Below are 1,722 nucleotides of genomic sequence, written 5' to 3'. Positions count from 1 at the left end.
AAACAGTGGAAAATTTCTTAACGCCGAAAGCAAAAATCACTTGTAGCAGCTTAGGTTGTGTCTATACCAGGATAGTGATTAAGGATTCTATGGGATAGATCGGAGGAATGTTCTGAAATTGTTATTAAAGGAATTTTAGGAATGAGGTATTTTTGTAGCGGAAGCATTTTGCTTCCATAGCCGAGCAGTCGAGTTCAACAAATCATCCTTCATTTCATTCGGCTTCTTTGGAACTCTTTGCACGAGACCTGCTACGAAATCGGAGATTTCGGCTAGGGCTTCGAATGGGTATAACCCTGGTGAGGACAAACACTGATGACCGAAAACCCCAAAAAAACAAAAAATAAAAAAAAAATAACCGGGAACATCATCTTCCTGGTTATTTTCAATTAATACCATGTTTAATATTTTCAGTCAAATCCTGCAAGGCGTGGGTCAGTGCATCCAGTTTGCCCTCGAGTCTAACGAGGAGGTACACTGCGACCGCCATGGGAAATCCTATGTTTGATACGATTTGTAAAATTTCTTCCATTATTTCAATGCATCTCTAGTAACAGTTACAATTTCTGTACCAACAAATTCTACTACCCTTGAATCATAAGGTCTAAAAACATCTTTATCTACTACATAGGATGTGAATTGATTGACTTCTGAAAGTTTTAGATCCTCTTTTGGATTGTCAATAGAAATCGGAAATACCTTTCCAGTTGAATCCTTGAATCTAAAAACTGCTGTTTTTTTAATTTTCATTTAATCCTCCTTAATATTCTGTTTCTTCGATTTTAACTAAAGTCTTTTCTTCAGTGATAAAGGTCAAAGTTGACTTTAAACCTTTAATAATTTCATCAGTGATTTCCTCAGATAATTTTGGCAAATACTTCTTGTTTACTTTGGTCTTGCCATTTTCAATTACTTTTCTGTCTAATCTTAGTTTCTTCATAAATCCTCCTTAAATTTTCTTTGAAACTGTGCCATTTTTCCCAATTATTACCATACATGTGACCAGGACACCTCTTGCGAGAAGCATCGTAGTGCCTCACAACTCTGGAAATCGGGATGTCGTACCTCAGCATCAGACTTACCACCAAAGCAATAGCTTTGTCATAAGTCTTAGCCATGTTATTTCCACGATTGATACAAAGTTCGACACCGATAGAATTGGAGTTGGTAATACCGAACCTTCCCCTACCATCGCCACAATGCCACGCAGCATATCTGTCAATAACGATCTGCACGATCCTCTTATCATCCACGAAGTAATGTGCCGAAGCCCCTCTGTAACCGCCGTTAAAATAGCGGAAATGATTCATAGCATCAGCAGTAGGACTAGGGTTTCCAGTATCGTGAATGACGATGTAGCGAATTGGAACATTGTACCTCGAACGGAAATTGTTCTTGATGAGCCTCCTCTCAACGGGAGGACACCCTCGGAGTTTTGAGCTCAAAATTTCACCTCCTTTATTTAAAGTAGAAGCATCTTTTTCTTGCTTCTAAATACAAATAGTAAAAAGAGACAAAAAGTGCCAAAGAAATTAAAAGTTTTTTATTTTAACTACAAACAAGGAAGGCAGTCGCCCTGAGAGGTGGGTGGAGGTTTACCGACACCCGTAGTCGAATGGGTATAACCCTGGTGATGTCAAGAATTGATGATTATTATAACCTTAAAAATAAATTTAAATAAATATCCTTTACATAACCTAAACATATTCTTTCTTCTTCAAA

4 protein-coding genes are annotated in these 1,722 nt (G+C 37.6%); all 4 read right to left on the bottom strand.

All coding sequences use genetic code 11. From position 1 onward, the window contains the following. Positions 1 to 385: 385 nt before the first annotated feature. The 4 genes from HMPREF9225_RS10130 to HMPREF9225_RS09620 are packed head-to-tail and all read right to left on the bottom strand — an operon-like array spanning position 386 to position 1,445. Positions 386 to 532, bottom strand: coding sequence for a YvrJ family protein (locus tag HMPREF9225_RS10130; protein ID WP_008902758.1), 147 nt, complete (start codon positions 530 to 532; stop codon positions 386 to 388). Then, positions 532 to 750 (bottom strand): DUF2922 domain-containing protein, encoded by a 219-nt coding sequence (locus tag HMPREF9225_RS09630; RefSeq protein WP_008902757.1) that lies wholly within the window; start codon positions 748 to 750, stop codon positions 532 to 534. Before HMPREF9225_RS09630 ends, HMPREF9225_RS10130 begins: the two co-directional genes overlap by 1 nt. A gap of 10 nt (positions 751 to 760) precedes the next feature. Further along, positions 761 to 940, bottom strand: coding sequence for a hypothetical protein (locus tag HMPREF9225_RS09625; protein WP_008902756.1), 180 nt, complete (start codon positions 938 to 940; stop codon positions 761 to 763). Then, complete coding sequence (locus tag HMPREF9225_RS09620; RefSeq protein ID WP_008902755.1) at positions 906 to 1,445, bottom strand: peptidoglycan recognition protein family protein; 540 nt, start codon at positions 1,443 to 1,445, stop codon at positions 906 to 908. The genes HMPREF9225_RS09625 and HMPREF9225_RS09620 overlap by 35 nt, the downstream gene beginning before the upstream one ends. Positions 1,446 to 1,722: the final 277 nt, after the last annotated feature.

The organism is Peptoniphilus duerdenii ATCC BAA-1640 (assembly GCF_000146345.1).
Taxonomy (GTDB): Bacteria; Bacillota; Clostridia; order Tissierellales; family Peptoniphilaceae; genus Peptoniphilus_B; species Peptoniphilus_B duerdenii.
This window is presented reverse-complemented; position numbering and strand designations above follow the sequence as displayed.